20 protein-coding genes and 1 pseudogene are annotated in these 16,033 nt (G+C 56.6%); 16 read left to right on the plus strand and 5 right to left on the minus strand.

Annotated elements, in window-relative coordinates; all coding sequences use genetic code 11:
* The first annotated feature begins 279 nt into the window (after positions 1-279).
* From BJP61_RS17020 to BJP61_RS17075, 12 genes and pseudogenes are all read left to right on the plus strand, one after another.
* Positions 280-800 (plus strand): annotated as a pseudogene (locus tag BJP61_RS17020) (DUF2778 domain-containing protein).
* On the plus strand, positions 751-1,032 hold the full coding sequence (locus BJP61_RS17025; RefSeq protein WP_236613117.1) for a hypothetical protein: 282 nt from the start codon (positions 751-753) through the stop codon (positions 1,030-1,032). The pseudogene BJP61_RS17020 and the gene BJP61_RS17025 overlap by 50 nt, the downstream one beginning before the upstream one ends.
* A 13-nt stretch (positions 1,033-1,045) precedes the next feature.
* Entirely contained in the window at positions 1,046-1,303 is a 258-nt protein-coding gene (locus BJP61_RS17030; RefSeq protein ID WP_171998797.1) for a DUF943 family protein, read from the plus strand.
* 139 nt (positions 1,304-1,442) lie between these two features.
* Entirely contained in the window at positions 1,443-2,501 is a 1,059-nt protein-coding gene (locus BJP61_RS17035; RefSeq protein WP_171998799.1) for a dipeptidase, read from the plus strand.
* A gap of 111 nt (positions 2,502-2,612) precedes the next feature.
* Positions 2,613-2,690, plus strand: coding sequence for a pyrroloquinoline quinone precursor peptide PqqA (gene pqqA / locus BJP61_RS17040; protein ID WP_071601127.1), 78 nt, complete (start codon positions 2,613-2,615; stop codon positions 2,688-2,690).
* Between the two features lie 58 nt (positions 2,691-2,748).
* Entirely contained in the window at positions 2,749-3,657 is a 909-nt protein-coding gene (gene pqqB, locus BJP61_RS17045; RefSeq protein ID WP_075192849.1) for a pyrroloquinoline quinone biosynthesis protein PqqB, read from the plus strand.
* An 8-nt stretch (positions 3,658-3,665) separates the two neighbouring features.
* On the plus strand, positions 3,666-4,421 hold the full coding sequence (pqqC, locus tag BJP61_RS17050) for a pyrroloquinoline-quinone synthase PqqC (RefSeq protein ID WP_075192848.1): 756 nt from the start codon (positions 3,666-3,668) through the stop codon (positions 4,419-4,421).
* The gene (gene pqqD / locus BJP61_RS17055; RefSeq protein ID WP_038864550.1) at positions 4,421-4,699 is read left to right on the plus strand and encodes a pyrroloquinoline quinone biosynthesis peptide chaperone PqqD; all 279 of its coding nucleotides are present in this window, start codon (positions 4,421-4,423) and stop codon (positions 4,697-4,699) included. The genes pqqC and pqqD overlap by 1 nt, the downstream gene beginning before the upstream one ends.
* The gene (gene pqqE, locus BJP61_RS17060; RefSeq protein ID WP_171998801.1) at positions 4,692-5,828 is read left to right on the plus strand and encodes a pyrroloquinoline quinone biosynthesis protein PqqE; all 1,137 of its coding nucleotides are present in this window, start codon (positions 4,692-4,694) and stop codon (positions 5,826-5,828) included. The genes pqqD and pqqE overlap by 8 nt, the downstream gene beginning before the upstream one ends.
* Positions 5,825-7,972 carry a pyrroloquinoline quinone biosynthesis protein PqqF gene (gene pqqF, locus BJP61_RS17065; protein WP_171998803.1) on the plus strand — a complete coding sequence of 716 codons (2,148 nt, stop codon included), beginning with the start codon at positions 5,825-5,827 and terminating at the stop codon, positions 7,970-7,972. The genes pqqE and pqqF overlap by 4 nt, the downstream gene beginning before the upstream one ends.
* A 155-nt stretch (positions 7,973-8,127) precedes the next feature.
* The gene (locus BJP61_RS17070; RefSeq protein WP_075192846.1) at positions 8,128-8,490 is read left to right on the plus strand and encodes a CHAP domain-containing protein; all 363 of its coding nucleotides are present in this window, start codon (positions 8,128-8,130) and stop codon (positions 8,488-8,490) included.
* Between the two features lies 1 nt (position 8,491).
* On the plus strand, positions 8,492-8,947 hold the full coding sequence (locus tag BJP61_RS17075; protein WP_171998805.1) for a DUF3828 domain-containing protein: 456 nt from the start codon (positions 8,492-8,494) through the stop codon (positions 8,945-8,947).
* A 38-nt stretch (positions 8,948-8,985) separates the two neighbouring features.
* Here BJP61_RS17075 and BJP61_RS17080 read toward each other — a convergent pair whose 3' ends face one another.
* Positions 8,986-10,581: an ABC transporter substrate-binding protein gene (locus BJP61_RS17080; RefSeq protein ID WP_161580926.1), complete on the minus strand. Its 1,596-nt coding sequence runs from the start codon at positions 10,579-10,581 to the stop codon at positions 8,986-8,988.
* A 117-nt stretch (positions 10,582-10,698) separates the two neighbouring features.
* Here BJP61_RS17080 and pepT point away from each other — a divergent pair, with 117 nt between their 5' ends.
* Positions 10,699-11,928: a peptidase T gene (pepT, locus tag BJP61_RS17085; protein ID WP_171998807.1), complete on the plus strand. Its 1,230-nt coding sequence runs from the start codon at positions 10,699-10,701 to the stop codon at positions 11,926-11,928.
* Between the two features lie 8 nt (positions 11,929-11,936).
* Here pepT and BJP61_RS17090 read toward each other — a convergent pair whose 3' ends face one another.
* Genes BJP61_RS17090 through BJP61_RS17100 form a run of 3 tightly spaced genes read right to left on the minus strand, consistent with a single transcriptional unit; the run spans position 11,937 to position 13,138 of the window.
* The gene (locus BJP61_RS17090; RefSeq protein ID WP_255485389.1) at positions 11,937-12,284 is read right to left on the minus strand and encodes a hypothetical protein; all 348 of its coding nucleotides are present in this window, start codon (positions 12,282-12,284) and stop codon (positions 11,937-11,939) included.
* A gap of 40 nt (positions 12,285-12,324) precedes the next feature.
* Positions 12,325-12,792: a putative T6SS immunity periplasmic lipoprotein gene (locus tag BJP61_RS21825; protein ID WP_346341553.1), complete on the minus strand. Its 468-nt coding sequence runs from the start codon at positions 12,790-12,792 to the stop codon at positions 12,325-12,327.
* On the minus strand, positions 12,785-13,138 hold the full coding sequence (locus BJP61_RS17100; RefSeq protein ID WP_171998810.1) for a DUF1493 family protein: 354 nt from the start codon (positions 13,136-13,138) through the stop codon (positions 12,785-12,787). The genes BJP61_RS21825 and BJP61_RS17100 overlap by 8 nt, the downstream gene beginning before the upstream one ends.
* Positions 13,139-13,379: 241 nt before the next feature.
* On the opposite strand from BJP61_RS17100, the gene BJP61_RS17105 reads away from it, so the two are divergent.
* From BJP61_RS17105 to BJP61_RS17115, 3 genes are all read left to right on the plus strand, one after another.
* Positions 13,380-14,318, plus strand: a complete 939-nt coding sequence (locus BJP61_RS17105; RefSeq protein ID WP_171998812.1) for a peptidoglycan-binding protein — start codon at positions 13,380-13,382, stop codon at positions 14,316-14,318.
* A complete protein-coding gene (locus tag BJP61_RS17110; RefSeq protein WP_171998814.1) occupies positions 14,315-14,758 on the plus strand; it encodes a lysozyme inhibitor LprI family protein in 444 nt (147 codons plus the stop codon). The genes BJP61_RS17105 and BJP61_RS17110 overlap by 4 nt, the downstream gene beginning before the upstream one ends.
* A 134-nt stretch (positions 14,759-14,892) precedes the next feature.
* A complete protein-coding gene (locus BJP61_RS17115; protein WP_171998816.1) occupies positions 14,893-15,336 on the plus strand; it encodes a lysozyme inhibitor LprI family protein in 444 nt (147 codons plus the stop codon).
* 80 nt (positions 15,337-15,416) lie between these two features.
* On the opposite strand, the gene BJP61_RS17120 is transcribed toward BJP61_RS17115, so the two are convergent.
* The gene (locus BJP61_RS17120) at positions 15,417-15,986 is read right to left on the minus strand and encodes a hypothetical protein (RefSeq protein ID WP_171998818.1); all 570 of its coding nucleotides are present in this window, start codon (positions 15,984-15,986) and stop codon (positions 15,417-15,419) included.
* Between the last annotated feature and the right edge of the window lie 47 nt (positions 15,987-16,033).

A 16,033-nucleotide genomic window follows, 5' to 3' on the forward strand; every position in this document is an offset into this window, starting at 1 on the left:
GGAATGCGCCGGGTACAAAAAAATAAGCGAGGCGCGGAACAAAGAGGCAAACCCATGGAATAAGCATACCGGAGAGATTATTTTTCGGACTGAGCATCATGGCAATTTTTATTAATCAACCCACTAACAGCAACCCTTTATTGTTTTTCCTAAAAGCTAATAACTCTCGGTATTTACACAGAACCCGCTTAAAAATCACGTAATATCGCCGCGTCAGTTTCAGGTTTAATCACGCCTCAGAACAATATCTTACGCATACTCAGACAGAGGAATATCACCCTGGCGCTGTTTGGGAAATTCACAATTAACAATGCTGATTTTTCACCGCTATTAATCTATGGCGTCGGCACTTTTATGGCTTTTTCAGGAGATTCAACATACCGCAACCGCGGTGGATGCGTTGCATTACCCGACAAAGGCCCATTACCCCCAGGACGATATCTGATTGTAGACAGACCACAGGGAGGCGCAGGTTCAAGAATAAGAACCCAGGTGATAGATGCATGGAACAGCGTAGCGGGCGTTCCTTCTGATCATACTCAATGGTTCGCATTATATCGCGCTGATGGTCTGCTGGATGACTATACCTGGATAAACGAGGTAAAACGCGGTAACTTTCGTCTTCATCCTGTTGGGGGCAGGGTTTATCATTGGGATGTATTACGCTACAGCACTCTTCTGATTTTGCATTAATACGTGACGCGTTACTGGCAACGAATAAAGTCGTCATGGGTAAAGGGATCCTGACATATGGAGAAATTGAAGTGGTGGCTTATGAAAGTCTCTGCCCTGCTCGCTAATGTAGTGCTGTTTGGTGTGCTTTATATGATAACTATCCCGACCATTCATTTCTGGCGACCACTCACGCGTCAGGAAACGGACAGTCTGGTAGCGACCGCCGAATGGATAGGTTTTCTTAATGCGCAGGAGCTGTGGTGGTTGTTAATGGCGTTAGCGGATTTCATAGTCGCCCTGCTGCTGTTTATTGTTGTGAAAACATTATGGCGACGGCTGAAACACCGCAACGTTTGATGCTCCTCAATACATGCATTTACGCTATGCTGGTCACCGCTTCGCACCTGGTTCAGAAGGAATTGCCGGTGAAAAAATCTGCCTTTTCATTATTCCTGTCATTAATGCCGCCATTTTTCTTTTGAATTACCTGAACCATGATAACGTGGCTATTAAGAGCATCCATCATGGCGAATTCACTGCACAAATTCTGGTTAACGATTTACCGCTATCCTCATCAGCAAAAATCGGCTGGTGGATAAAAAATGGCAAAACGCTTGCGGAAAAGTAAAGCAAACTCGCTAAAGGCAAACGTCGCGTAAAGGCGTTGAGAGAATCCCAACGCCGTTTCCCAAACCGCACCCACGTTTAAGCGCGCTCCCCTTACCCATGCCACAATAGGTTAACCATTTTTTTACTTCGGAGCGCCGATGCACGCCCCCTGTTCTGCTTTTCCGCCCGTGTTTGACGGCCATAACGATCTGCTGCTGCGCCTGTGGCTGCGCGCTGAAAGCGAGCCTGTCGGCGCGGTGTTTACCGGCCTTGAAGGCGGTCATCTGGATTATCCACGGATGCGTCAGGGCGGTTTTGCCGGCGGGCTGTTCGCGGTGTTCGTGCCGCCAGCGGAGTATGTCGCGCAGATGCGCAACCTGCCGCTGGCGGATGCCGAAACGATGCACGATCCCCTTGCGATAACCCAGGCGCAGATAGCGCTGTTTCATCAGATGGCGCAGGCGTCCGGTGGAAAAATGCGCGTCTGCCTTACGGTTGCGGATATCGAGCAGTGCATCACGGAGGGCGTGGTGGCGCTGGTGCTGCATATCGAAGGCGCGCAGGCGATTAACGCGCAGCTGGAGCCGCTGGAAGCCCTGATCGCCCAGGGCGTGCGCAGTATCGGGCCGTTCTGGAATCTGCCGAACGCGTTCGGCGAGGGGGTCAGCGGGCCGTTCCCAGGCTCGCCAGATACCGGCGCCGGATTAACGTCCGCAGGTAAAGCGCTTATCCGCGCCTGTCGCGCGCATCACGTGCTGGTGGATGTCTCGCATATGAACCAGAAGGCGTTTTTCGACACCGCCGCTATTGGCGGCGGGCCACTGGTGGCGACGCACTCTAACGCCCACGCGCGCTGCGCGCAGCCGCGCAACCTGACGGACGAGCAACTGGCGGTCATCAAAGAGAGCGACGGTCTGGTCGGCGTGAACTTCGGCACCGCCTTTCTGCGCGCCGACGGCCAGCGCAACGGCGATACGCCATTATCTGAAATTGTTACGCACGTTGAGTATCTGGTTACTAAACTGGGTGAAGACCGGGTGGCGTTCGGATCGGATTTCGACGGCATCAGCCTGCCGGATGCGATGGGCGACGTCACCGGTTTACCGCGTCTCATGGAGGCGCTGGCAGTGGCCGGGTTCGACGCGCCGCTGCTTGAAAAGCTCGCCTGGCGCAACTGGTTGCGTGTTCTCAGGCTCGCCTTTGGAGAATCGCAATAAATGGTTAAGCATTTAAGTTGCGATCTCGATCACATTTACGCAACATAAGCGCGCCGGTAATCGGTTTCACCAGGGTGATAAAAAATCACCCGCTATATGAGGAGTAAGACTATGACCACGTGGACTAAACCTGCGTTTGTTGACCTGCGCCTGGGTCTGGAAGTGACGCTGTACATTTCCAACCGTTAATCGCCTGTGCCCGCGGCATCGCGGGCACCTTTTCTCTTTTCCCTTTCCGGTTTGACACATGCAGATCAAAGTTCTCGGCTCGGCGGCCGGCGGCGGTTTCCCACAATGGAACTGCAACTGCGCCAACTGCCAGGGCGTGCGTAACGGCACAATGAAGACGTCCGCCCGTACCCAGTCCTCCATCGCCGTCAGTGACGACGGGAAAAACTGGGTGTTGTGTAACGTCTCGCCCGATATTTGTCACCAGCTTCTCGCCTCACCCGAATTGCATAATCCCGAGGTGCTGCGCGGCACCGGTATCGGCGCGATTATTCTCACCGACAGCCAGATCGATCACAGCGCGGGATTACTCAATTTACGTGAAGGTTGCCCGCATCACGTCTGGTGTACGCCAGAAGTGCATGAGGATCTCTGTACCGGCTTTCCGGTCTTCCCGATGCTCTCTCACTGGAACGGCGGGCTGATTCATCACGCTATCGCGCCGCTGGCGCGCTTTCAGACGCGAGTCTGTCCGGGCGTGTATTTCACCGCCATTCCGCTGCTGAGCAACGCGCCGCCCTATTCGCCTTACCGCGACCGCCCGCTGCCGGGCCATAACGTCGCGCTGTTTATCGAAGAAGAAGGCGGCAAAAATCTGCTCTATGCGCCGGGCCTCGGCGAGCCGGACGACGCGATTATGCCGTGGCTTGAGCGCGCCGATGTGTTGCTGATTGACGGCACGCTGTGGCGCGACAATGAGCTTGCCGCCGCAGGCGTCGGCCATAACACCGGCAAAGCGATGGGCCACCTGGCGCTCTCAGAAGAACAGGGGCTCGCGGCGCTGCTGGCGCGCCTGCCCGCAGAGCGCAAAATTCTCATTCATATCAACAATACCAACCCGATCCTTAACGAGGAGTCCCCGGAGCGCCAGTCCCTGCACCAGCTGGGCATTGAGGTGAGCCACGACGGGATGGTTATCGCGCTATAAGAGGCTTTATGACCGAGCAACGACTGCTGACGCCCGACGAGTTCGAAGCGGCGCTGCGCGCAAAAGGCGCGTTCTATCATATTCACCACCCTTATCACATCGCCATGCATAACGGCGAGGCGACCCGCGAGCAGATCCAGGGCTGGGTGGCGAACCGGTTTTATTACCAGACCAGTATTCCCATCAAGGACGCCGCCATTATGGCGAACTGTCCGCACCCGGAAGTGCGCCGCCAGTGGGTGCAGCGCATTCTCGACCACGACGGCTATGACGGCAGCGAAGGCGGTATCGAAGCCTGGCTGCGTCTCGGCGAGGCTGTCGGGCTGTCGCGCGAGTCGCTGCTCTCGCAAGAGCGCGTGCTGCCCGGCGTGCGCTTCGCGGTGGATGCCTATGTGAACTTCGCCCGCCGCGCCTGCTGGGAAGAAGCCGCGTGCAGTTCGCTCACTGAGCTGTTCGCCCCGCAGATCCACCAGGCGCGGCTCGACAGCTGGCCGCAGCACTACACCTGGATTGAAGCGGAAGGCTATGACTATTTCCGCAGCCGCTTAAGCCAGGCGCGCCGCGACGTGGAGCACGGGCTGTCGCTGGCGCTGGAGTACTGCAATACGCTGGAGCGCCAGCAGCGGATGCTGGAGATTTTACAGTTCAAGCTCGACATCCTCTGGAGCATGCTTGACGCCATGACGATGGCCTATGCGCTGGACAGAGCCCCTTATCACACCGTCACCCGCGAGCCGGTGTGGCACAAACGGAGACTGGTCTGATGCAGCCTGAACGCCATCATATACCGCAATTTCGCCGCGGTTACCGCCTGCAATGGGAAGAGGCGCAGAACACACATGTGATCCTCTACCCGGAAGGCATGGCGAAACTCAACGAGAGCGCGGCGGCCATTCTGCAACTGGTTGACGGCCAGCAGACGGCGGGCGCGATCATTGACACGCTGGAAGCGCGCTTCCCGGAAGCCGGTTCCCTGACCGACGACGTGCTGGGCTTTCTCGGCCTCGCGTATCAACAAAAGTGGGTGATTTTCCGTGAGTGACGCTAAACCGGTGAACCCGCCGCTGTGGCTGCTGGCGGAGCTGACCTATCGCTGCCCGCTGCAATGCCCGTATTGCTCAAACCCGCTCGACTTCGCCGCCCAGGAGAATGAGCTGACCACGGCGCAGTGGATTGACGTCTTTCGCCAGGCGCGCGCGATGGGCGCGGTGCAGCTCGGGTTTTCGGGCGGCGAGCCGCTGGTGCGTAAGGATCTGCCGGAGCTTATCGCCGCCGCGCGCGGGATGGGCTTTTACACCAACCTGATAACCTCCGGCATTGGGCTTACCGAGAAAAAGCTCCAGACCTTCGCCGACGCCGGGCTGGATCATATTCAGATTAGCTTCCAGGCGAGCGACGAGACGCTGAACGCGGCGCTGGCGGGCAACGAGAAAGCGTTTCACCAGAAGCTCGCGATGGCGAAAGCGGTGAAAGCGCTCTGCTACCCGATGGTGCTGAACTTTGTGCTGCATCGTCATAACATCGATCAGATTGACCGCATCATCGAGCTTTCCATCCAGCTTGACGCGGACGATGTGGAGCTTGCCACCTGCCAGTTCTACGGCTGGGCGCATCTCAACCGCGAAGGGCTGCTGCCGACCCGCGAGCAGATCGCCCGCGCCGAGGCGGTGGTGAAACAGTACCGCGAAAAGATGGCCGACACCGGCAACCTCGCCAACCTGCTGTTTGTGACGCCGGATTACTACGAAGAGCGCCCGAAAGGCTGCATGGGCGGCTGGGGCGCGATTTTCCTCTCGGTGACGCCGGAAGGCACCGCGCTGCCGTGCCATAGCGCGCGCCAGCTGCCGGTCAAATTCCCGTCGGTGCTGGAGCAGTCGCTCTCACACATCTGGTATGAATCGTTCGGGTTTAACCGCTACCGCGGCAATGACTGGATGCCGGAGCCGTGCCGCTCCTGCCCGGAAAAAGAGCAGGATTTCGGCGGCTGCCGCTGCCAGGCGTTTATGCTGACCGGCGATGCGGCCAATGCCGATCCGGTGTGCAGCAAATCGCCGCATCACGGCACCATTCTCGCCGCGCGCGAGGCCGCGAACCGCACGCAGATGGGCATCGGCGATCTGCGGTTTCGCAACCGCGCCAACTCGCAACTCATCTTTAAAACGCCGCAATGACACGCACGCTCCGGCTTGAGAGCGGCGTGACGCTCACGCTTATCCACCAGCCGCACGCCGCGCAGGCGGCGGCGCTGTGGCGCGTGAACGCCGGCAGCCTGCACGAGCCGGACGCGTGGCCGGGGCTCGCGCACCTGCTGGAGCATATGCTGTTTCGCGAAAGCGAGGGCTACCCGGACGACGAGCGGCTGATGCGCTGGGCGCCGGGCCAGGGCGGGCGGCTTAACGCCTCCACCCGGTTGTGCCAGACCGCGTTTTTCTTTGAAGTGCCTGCGCAGGCGCTTAAGCCTGGGCTTTCGCGCCTGACCGATATGCTGGTCGCCCCGCGCTTTACGCCAGAGCCGCTGATGCAGGAGACGCAGGTGATTGACGCCGAGTATCGGCTGCTGACGCAGGACGCCGCGACCCGGCGTGAGGCGGCGATGCTGGCAACAATGGCGGGCGATGCGCGGCTGACGCGGCTGCGCATCGGCCATCAGGCGGCGTTTGGTGACGACGCCGCGCGACTACGCGCGGCGCTGACTGCGTATCATCAGCAGCACTATCACGCCGCGAACCTGCACCTCTGGCTCTGCGGCCCGCAGCCGCTTAATGAACTCGACGCGCTGGCCCGCGAGGCCGCCGCCCGCATCACGCCGGGCGTGGCGCAGCCGCTTACCGTTAAGGCGCATTCAGGCCAGGAGTGCGCGCTGGCGCAGCCGGGGATTACGCAACTGGCGTTGAGTTTTTTGCTGCCCGTCGCCGTGCGCCCTGCCCTGCGCCTGCTGGCGCACACGCTTCGCAGTGAAGCGCCCGGCGGCCTGATGGCCGCCCTGCGCGAACAGACGCTCGCCGACGACGCCGCGCTTGAGGCCGACGCGCTGGATGACGCCACGCTCTGGCTGCGCGTGACCTTCACGCTCGCTGGCGAGGCGGTGGATCCGGCCCGCGTGGACGCGCTGTTCCACCGCTGGCTGGCGGCCCTCGCCGCGCTGCCGGAAGGGGCGCTGACGCCCCTGCTGCGCCTCGCCTGCGAGGATTTCAACGCGTTATCGCCCATGGACGCCCTGCGCGCGCATGCGTTTGGTCAGCCGCCGGTGGAAGCCCGCGCATGGCGCCCGCTGCTGGCCGCGCTCATGGCGCAGCGCCCGACGCGGCTGTGGCTCGCCCCGGAAGTCAACGGCGCGCCGGTCGCGACGCAGGGGCTGACGCTCACGCTCGGCGATTTTCCGGCGACGCCGGACAGGACATCGCCGGATATTCCCTTTTCCCCCGCGCCGGTCTTTCCGCCCGCGCTTGCCGTGGCGCTGCCAGGCGACTGCGCGCCGCTCGCGTGGCAACCCGGCGCTGAACGTATCGCCCTGACGCTTACGCCCGCGCCGGGCACCGTCGTCAGCGAGCGTCGCGGCATGGAGCTGCTCTCACGCCTGCGCCCGCTGTGCGACCGGGCGCGCCTTGAGGGCGGCGCGCTGCATGTGGGGCCTGTGAACGGAGACTGGCGCATCACACTGTCCGGCGACGAAGCGCTGATCATGGTGCTACTCACGGAGATGATGACGTACCTGTGGGAGCCGGATGATCGCTACCGCGCCGAAGCTGAAAGACTGGCTCAGCGGGCGCAGGCACAGAAAAACCAGGCTATCGCAGTGCGCCGCCTGCTGGCGCAGCTTCCCCGCGAGCTGCTGATGGCCACGCGTGTACCGGGCGCGCAGGCCTGGCAGGCTACGCTTGACGGCGGCGGTCCGCTGCTGCGCGACGCGCTCGCGCGCCGCTTAAGCGACTTCCCCTTCCCGCTCGTCACCCCACAGCCGCCGCGCCCGCTGCCCGCCCCGCGCCGTTTTACCCTGCCCGCAAACGGCACCGACAGCGCGTTGCTGTTATTCATCCCGCTGGCGCCTGCGCAGCGCAAAGCCGCCGCCGCGCTCCAGGCGCCGTTCTTCCAGCATATGCGGGTGGAGCGAAACATCGGTTACGTGGCGCAGTGCCAGTGGCACGCCTGCGCGGGCTATGAAGGGTTACTGGCGCTGTTGCAATCACCGCACCTTGCGCCCGATGCGCTGTTGTATGAGACCGCCGCGTTTTTTGAACGCCAGGATGAGGCGTGGCGCGATGTGATGTTGCAGGCCTGGGTGGGAAGTGTGGCGGGAGAAGGTGCGGAGCGATAAGCGACAAAAAAACCGTCATTTATTTAATTTATAAATAAAAGGTAATTATATTCCTCTCAAATTGTGGTTAATAACACTTATCTCTGTTTTACAACCTTAAATATTTTTTCGGCGTAACGTTGACTATTCTTCACTCACATAAAAAAGGAAGCGTTATGTCCTGGAATAAAAATGAGGCTGTCTCTTATGCTCGCCAACATGCAGGTCAGCAAAGTCAGAAAAGATGCGCAGAATTTGTTTCGAAGGCCATTCGTGCAGGTGGTGTCGATATTATTAATACCCATTATGCAAGAGATATGGGCCAGAATCTGACTCAAGCTGGGTTTCATCAGGTTTATGGAGAACCTGTTGCCGGTGATGTCGCTGTAATACAACCTACGCCCCATCATCCATGGGGCCACGCTTGTATCTATGACGGGAAAGGTGTCTGGTATTCAGATTTTGTTCAGCGAACTATGTACCCGGGCCCTGAATACCGCTCAGTAAGGCCCTCTTATGTTATTTACAGGCACGATTAATATGAAAAGCTTACTCGCCATCGTATTGTTGTGGCCGCTGGTTTCACTGGCAGCCGCGAACGATGTACCGGCCCCCGTTACGGCCGCCGTACAGTTTAATCAGTGGTACATCGCGCAGATTGCACGCGGCAAAGCGCCGCTGACCGATTACGCCGGGCTAAGCCGCTATGTAACCGCCGACACCCTTCAAAAACTTAAAGCGCAGGCAGCCTTAGATCCAAATGTATATGACGTCCCGGACGTAGATATGTTTATTAAGGCGCAGAGCGTGGGCGATGACTGGCAGCAGATCGCCGCCGTCGCCAGCGATGCGGATGCGGCATGCAATAACGTCTATATTGCGTTTGGCAAAAAACAGGATCACATCGTGATTGATTGCATGGTTAAAGAAGGGAATGCCTGGAAAGTGCAGTCGGTGGCGAATGTGGAATTCTCCCGTAATCTCCCGCATCCTTAGCCGTTTTAAAACCGCCTCCGCAGAGGCGGTTTCCCGCCTTATTTTTTAAGATCCACCTGATAAAAAATGTGTTTGCCGAACGGATCGACTTCATAACCGGTGACGTTTTTGCGTACCGGCTCGAAGATCGTCGAGTGGGCGATCATCACGGCGGGCATTTGATCGTGCATGATCTGCTGCGCCTCACGATAGAGCGCTTCACGCGTCGGACGATCGCTGGTGGCTTTCGCCTCGCTGATGAGCTTATCGAACGGCGCATAGCACCACTTCGCGGAGTTCGAGCCGCCGTTGGCGGACTGGCAGGTAAAGAGCGGGCCGAAGAAGTTATCCGGATCGCCGGTCGCGGTCGTCCAGCCCATCAGCGCCGCCTGGTGTTCGCCGCCTTTCACGCGTTTTAAATATTCGCCCCACTCATAGGTGACGATATGCGCCTTCACGCCGATTTTTGCCCAGTCCGCCTGGATCATCTCCGCCATGCGTTTGGCGTTCGGGTTATAGGGCCGCTGCACGGGCATCGCCCAGAGATCGATGGTAAAGCCCTCCGGCATGCCCGCGTCTTTCAGCAGCGCTTTGGCCTGCTCCGGCGCGTAGTCATAGTCTTTTAAATCTTTATCTGCGCTCCAGACGCCCGGCGGCAACAGGTTTTTCGCGGCGGTGCCGGTGCCCTGGAACACCGCGTCGATAATCGCAGGCTTGTTGATGGCCATCGCCAGCGCCTGGCGCACTTTGACGTTATCCAGCGGCGGTTTCTGGGTGTTGAACGCGAGGAAGCCCGTGTTCAGCCCCGATTTGCTCATCAGCGTGAGATCCGGGTTTTCCTTCATGCGCGGCAGATCCGCCGGGTTGGGGAACGGCATCACCTGGCACTCGTTTTTCTCAAGCTTGGCGTAGCGCACCGAGGCGTCTGGCGTGATGCTGAACACCAGCCGGTCGAGCTTCGCTTTGCCCTGCCAGTACTGGTCAAATGCCGTAAACAGGATGCGTGAATCTTTCTGGTATTGCGCGAGCTTAAACGGCCCGGTGCCGATGGGGTTCATGTCCACGCGCTCCGGCGTGCCGGCTTTGAGCATCGCGTCGGCATATTCCGCCGACAGTATTGACGCGAAATACCAGCCGAGATCGGCCACGAACGGCGCTTCCGGGTGGGCGAGCGTAAAGCGCACCGTGTGGTCATCCACTTTATCGATAGCCGTGATGAGCTTGCCGAACTCCAGGCTTTCAAAGTTGGAGTAGTTACCGTTCGAGACGTTGTGGTACGGGTGTTTCGGGTCTTTCTGGCGCATAAACGAGAAGATGACGTCGTCGGCGTTGAAATCGCGTGTTGGTTTGAAATATTTGTTGCTCTGAAATTTCACGCCCTTACGCAGATGGAAGGTGTACGTTTTGCCGTCGTCGCTCACCTCCCAGCGCTCCGCAAGGCTCGGCACGAGTTCGGTGGTGCCGGTTTTAAAATCCACCAGACGGTTATAAACCGGCACGGCGCTGGCATCAACGCTGGTGCCGGAGGTATACAACTGCGGGTTGAAGTTCTCCGGCGAGCCTTCAGAGCAATAGACCAGCGTACTCGCGCCTGCCGCGGCGCTGGTGGTGAGGGCGGCGAGCGCCAGCGCATGGATCGTGTGCTTGCTAATCATCGTAATTCCTTTATGTTTTTTATTTCGTGCCAAAGGAGTCTGATTCTTCGTCACTTCATCAATAACATTAAAACCACAACGCAAACACCTGATAACACAAATAAAGAAGGATCCACCATGCCATCACCGCTCGGCAGTCAATTAACCCGCCGCTTTTTTCGCTACCTGGCAATCACCAGCCAGAGTGATGCATCTGCCACCACCCTGCCCAGCACGCCGGGCCAGCATGAGATGGCCCGCGCCCTGGCCGATGAGCTGCAAACGCTGGGCCTGGAGCAGATTATTATTGATGAACACGCGACCGTCACCGCCGTGAAAAAGGGCACGGTGCCGGGCGCGCCGCGCATCGGTTTTATCACCCATACCGACACCGTGGACGTCGGACTGTCGCCGGAGATTCATCCACAAATCCTCACGTTTACCGGTGAAGATCTCTGCCTGAACGCGAAAGAAGATATCTGGCTGCGGGTGAACGAGCGCCCGGAAATTAAAGCCTACCCGAACGAAGAGATTATTTTCAGCGACGGCACCAGCGTGCTCGGCGCGGACAACAAAGCGGCGGTGACGGTGGTGATGACGCTGCTGGAGAACCTGACGCCGGAGATGCGCCACGGCGATATCGTGGTGGCGTTTGTTCCGGACGAAGAGATTGGCCTGCGCGGCGCGAAGGCGCTGGATCTCGCGCGCTTTGACGTGGATTTCGCCTATACCATCGACTGCTGCGAGCTGGGCGAGGTGGTGTATGAGAACTTCAACGCGGCGCAGGCGGAGATTCGCTTTACCGGCGTGACGGCGCACCCGATGGCCTCGAAAGGCGTGCTGGTGAACCCGCTGCTGATGGCGACCGATTTTATCAGCCACTTCGACCGCCAGGAGACGCCGGAGCACACCGCCGGGCGCGAAGGCTATGTGTGGTTTAACGGCATGCAGGCGAGCCAGAACAGCGCGACGCTGAACGCCAGCATCCGTGATTTCGACCTCAGTGCCTTTGAGCGCCGCAAACAGCAGCTGCATGACGTGGCGGAGAAAATCGCCGCCGCGCACCCGACCGCGAAAGTGGACATCACCATCAGCGACGTTTACAGCAATATCAGCAACGCGATTGGCGATGACCGCCGCCCGATTGACCTGATTTATCAGGCGCTGGAGGCGCTCGATATTAAACCGAAAACCATTCCGATGCGCGGCGGCACCGACGGCGCGGCGCTCTCAGCGAAAGGCCTGTTAACGCCGAACTTCTTTACCGGCGCGCATAACTTCCATTCACGCTTTGAGTTCCTGCCGGTGAAATCGTTTGAGGCGTCTTATAACGTGGCGCTGAAGATCTGTTTGCTGGCGGTGGGATAACCGGCTACTTAAAATGACGCAGGCTTGACCGGGTTCACGCCGCGATTGCCTGCTTCATAACCCAAAAACGTGCCGTTCAACGCGTCGATATAAAAACGCACTGGCGTCGAAAAGACAAAATCCATCCACGAGCCGGTTTCTGCCATACCGTCGTCAAGCGTCGAAACGATAAAACAGGGCGTTTCATCAAGCCGGCCTTTCGTTACCGTCAGGTTTTTCTCATTCCAGCTTAAGCGATACTGATTCGCACAGGCTTTTGCGATGCGCAGGGCTTCGTATTTACTGATCACTGTTGCAGGCCATCCAAACCTTATGGGGTTATATACTATGCCGGGCCGCTGCGGTTTAGCCGTCATGGTGTTTCAACGGGAAATACAGCGCCTGCATGTTCGGTTATTACTGAATGACAGCCAGCCCTTGCCCCGTTGTAAATGTTGATTCGTACTGACGCGCATCTTTCTCGTTGATAACGGTTGCAATCAGCACTGTGTAAGATTTTCCTGCAACAAAGTGAAACCCTTTAACGGGTAAACACTCTTCGGCAGAAACCCAAACCGGGTGAGCAACGTCATAATGAATAATAGTGCTGGAGGGCCTGGCGCTTTCCATGATTTCCATCCAGTCGAGCCTTTCGCCCTGTTGTGCCGGCACGCGGAGGCAGATATTGCCACTGACCGTTGTCACGCTGGCCGTATGCCTCGGCGGCAACGTGACACAGCCTGCCAGCATAAAGAACAGTACCGATGTACAGAGGCATCTTCGGATCATAAGCGCTTTCTTCCGTAAATGATTTCTTCTGACCTGCGCCACATACAAAGGCCGGGAGACTCCGGCCTTATCAGTTGTAGACCGTTGATTACTCATAAAGCCAGTGGCCCGCCTTTGCGGATTCAGCAAGCATACGCAGCGTTAATGGCGCTGGCGCAACGCGCTTTACGCGCATTGAGGCGGGAAGCAAAACGTTCGGGATCCAGCCCGGCTCGACCGGCCAGTATTTCAGAAGACTGAAACCTGTTTTATCGACATTAAACCGCGAGAAGTAATCCTCCATAATCTCTTCTCCCGTTTCTACCACCCAGGGATGTTCGCCCGTGGTCAGGCACGTGTCTAAATCCAGCTTCCAGGGTTTTCCTGAAATAAAAGATTTCCCGTTCCATGTTTCTCTGTACCAGTCAAGAATGGCCTGTTCGGCCTCTTCTTTATTCATCATTATTCACCTTACAGGGGCTTCATAATATTTATTAAATCAATATGCCCCGACCAACTAAAAATATAAAAAGCATTCATAAAATGTATGAACGATTCCACTAACAGCATTGATTAATAGCATTAGCATTGAATGCTGAGCAATATAATACCTTTTTAAAGGATGACAGGAATCATATTCCTGTTTACTCCCGCCGCCTACCATCCAGCGAATAAAGGATTGTCAGGCTGAAAGGGAGAGAAATATGCCAAAACGTCATTACCCTAACCCGAGGGTATTCAGACTCACAGGTTCGGTTGGCTTCTGCGGAACAAATAATCCCGATGAAGTCAAAACACTGCAAAAACTCATCGCCGATGCGGGTTACGGTCAAACAACGGGGCGATACATTACCGTAAATGGACGCTGTGATTTGCAAACGCAGGAGGCCATTTACTGGTATCAGCGCTTACTGAATATGAAACCATCCGGCCTGATTCATCCGGTTGATTACTGGTTTATGCACGCCCTGCATGAGGCCACAACGCCCCGCTGGCGGCCACGGCATGTCGCAGGCCCCCTGATTGTCCGGCAAGGCCAGACGACGTTTGACAGTGAAGGCGTGGATTACATCACCGCCGTTGCGCCTTTCAGACAACCGAAACATCTGCTGCAATTTTCGAGGATACTCCACCATCCCAGGTTTGAGTCTGGTGTAACGCTTGGCCGTGGATTTGATATGAAGAAGCGTAGCGCCGGCGAAATACTCGCTACGCTGCGACACGCAGATATTGAGGAATATAAGGCTGTCATTTGCTCTAAAGCCGCTTATCTGAGCGGACGAGAAGCGGAGATGTTTGTACAATTTTATGGGCCTCTGGTAGGCGAGATTACGCATCAGCAACAAATCCGGTTATTTGAAATCGCGTATCAGGAGAAAGTTATATATGCTAAGGATGTTTATGGCCGACATGTCCGTCATTTAAATATACCGAATGCGTTACCCTGGAGCAGTATCGATACCGCGATTAGAGATACCTTTATCGATACTATATTTCAGGGTAATGTTACCGCAAAAGAGATGGTGGCAATTATAGCGAAAGGCGGTAGCAGGAATGAAATCATTACTTATCTTCGAAATGACGTAAGCTCAAGACGCGACGCGCAAAGAACACAAATAAGAATAAGGAATCTGCAAAAATGAAGAGGATCCTGGCAATAATCCCGTTGTTAATGATAGCTACCGCTTCGCTGGCGGCAGATGAAAAAGACATTACTTCTGATAACGCCGTCGACCAGTGCCTGGATAAGTATTACGAATTCAGCAGCGAATGTCTGGAAGATCTCAACGATAAAACCGAAGCCGAACTCAAAAAGGCGTATGAGACAAAGCTTAAATCGCTGGAGCGTGTTGATTACACCAAATGGTGGATGGGCGATGAAGACCGCAAAAAACGGATGATTGAGGCCTTCCGCAAAAGCCAGCGTGACTGGCTGACCTACCGGGACGGTTATTGCGACGTAGCGACTACCGCAGCGCAGGGTACTCACTTTCTCGGTGCGGCGTCGGTAGGTTGTAACATCAATATGAACAAACGGCGCATCAAAGAGATACAGTTAATCGTGGTTGAGACGACCAGGTGAAGAACTCTGGCTACCCGTGCTAACACGTCTGGCAGGGCGGCATATAAAGAGACGCCGGTTAAAGGCGGCTACGCGCAGTAGAATGGCGGTATTCAGGGTTCAGGCTCAAGACGAAAAGTAAGGGATTTACTGCAATGAAAAAAATCGTTTTTATCATTTCTGTGCTGCTGGTCAGCCACGCTTCGCTGGCGACTGAGACAGCAAACGTAATAAGAAACGACGACGTGAAAGCCTGCGAAGATCAATATGGCGACGAGAACATCGAATGCTTAGCTGACATTGATGATAAATCCACCGGGGCGCTCAATAAGGCTTATGCGGACAAGCTTAAAGAGATGGAGAACTTTGATTACACCAAATGGTGGATGGGAGATGAAGACCGCAAAAAACGGATGATTGAATTATTCAAAAGAAGCCAGGCCGAATGGCTCAAATATCGTGATGATTATTGCGGCGTTGCAGTGACAGAAGCAGCGAGCACGCACTACCTTGGGAATGCCGCCACGGCGTGTAACATCAACATGAACAGACAGCGTATTAAAGAAATACAGATGCTTCACATAACGAGCCTGGAATAGAAGGTGTTTAATCCCTTTCTGATTATTGCATTGTACTGGCGCGCCAGATAAACAAAGGCCGGGAACCCCCGGCCTTTTTGTCAGTTTAGCGACATAACGTGCTGCCCGGCCCAGTCTTCATAGCCCTCCTCAGTACGCACAAAACAGGGCGCTCTCACAAATTCCACCAGATGATTCACGAGATCAAACAGCAGCCCTGTGAGCATTTCCGCCATTTCCGGCGGGTGCGCGCGGCTTATTAACGTCATGTTCAGTGCTTTACAGTAGCGGCTCAGCATCTGCGCGTCGCTGCCGATGCAGAACGGCACCTCTGAAGGGAGCGTGTCGGCCGTCAGTGAGGCAAACAGATGCGCCGGCACCGGTCTGTCGAGCGCGGCCGCGAGGGATTCCAGCATCAGCGCCAGTCTCCCGGTCAGCGCCAGAAACAGCGTCTCGTCCTTGCACTCAATCAGCTCGCTGACTGTTTCTTCACACAGCGTGGCGAGCGTGAAGAAATCCATTTCCGCCGTGATCGGCCCTTCGCACAACGTGTGCAGGCTCAACATTCTGGAATGCGCCGACGGCGGCATCGGGGTGGCGGGAGCGTTCAGATTGAGATTATGGCCCTCATTTTCAGGGCGTGCGGGTGTGTTACTATTGACGTTAGCCATAGCGTTACTCCGTATAACGTTTGTGGTCAGACGCTCCGGTTGTGTTG

Origin of the sequence: Cronobacter sp. JZ38 (assembly GCF_008932145.1) — a bacterium.
GTDB classification, from domain to species: Bacteria; Pseudomonadota; Gammaproteobacteria; order Enterobacterales; family Enterobacteriaceae; genus Cronobacter; species Cronobacter muytjensii.